At 37.5% G+C, this 894-nt stretch carries 1 protein-coding gene and 1 pseudogene; both read right to left on the bottom strand.

Going from position 1 to position 894, the window contains the following annotated elements; genetic code table 11:
• Positions 1 to 556, bottom strand: a 556-nt coding sequence (locus ACRCJ0_RS16105) for an ABC transporter ATP-binding protein (protein ID WP_431391176.1), incomplete at its 3' end; no start/stop codon positions are given.
• A 14-nt stretch (positions 557 to 570) separates the two neighbouring features.
• Positions 571 to 894 (bottom strand): annotated as a pseudogene (locus tag ACRCJ0_RS16100) (sucrose phosphorylase); the annotation flags it as partial.

The raw sequence follows: 894 nt of genomic DNA, 5'->3' as shown, positions 1-894 counted from the left end.
CAATTTTACGGGTGATTTTGGCAATTTCTGTCCGCATGGAAACACGTAACTTGGCATCAAGGTTTGATAAAGGTTCATCCATTAGGAATACTTTAGCATCACGGACAATTGCTCGTCCCATAGCTACACGTTGTCGTTGCCCACCTGATAGGTCTGCTGGTTTACGTTGTAAGAAATCAGTTAAACCTAGTATTTCTCCTGCTTCATTCACGCGACGGTCAATTTCAGCTTTGTCGTATTTACGTAATTTCAAACCAAAAGCCATGTTATCGTAAACCGTCATATGTGGGTATAAAGCATAGTTTTGGAATACCATCGCAATATCACGATCTTTAGGTGATTTGTTATTCACTACTTCACCATCAATTTTTAGTTCCCCCTGGCTTATTTCCTCTAATCCAGCGACCATACGTAATGTAGTGGATTTACCACAACCAGAAGGTCCGACAAATACAATGAATTCTTTATCTTTAATATCTAAATTAAAATCTTCTACAGCGTAGTCAGTGGCGTCGGAGTATTTTTTGTAAATATGGTTTAGGTTTAATTCTACCATGTTATACTCTCTTTCTATTCAAAATGAACGGGACGGTCGTTTTCAAAGATACTGTAGCTTAAATCAAGTAAGTTTATGTTTGCTTCAGCAATTACTGATTTGTCAGCATTATAGCGTGTAATGATTATCGTATGTGCATCCGATGTAGCAACCTCGATACCACCAGCTAAATCAAAAGCTTCACTTTCATTACGGAAGGTAAATAATTGCAATAATTTTTGGACCAATGGACGTTGTATTTCACGTCCAATTTCATCACTAGTGTAATAGTGGCGATTGATATTACGCCCCTCTTTGGTATTTTCTAAGAGTTCTAGATCATTTTTACCAGCAAGTAG

This window comes from Aerococcus sp. L_32, assembly GCF_050689315.1.
The sequence above is the reverse complement of the archived record's forward strand: the minus strand, read 5'-3'. Positions and strand labels throughout refer to the sequence as shown.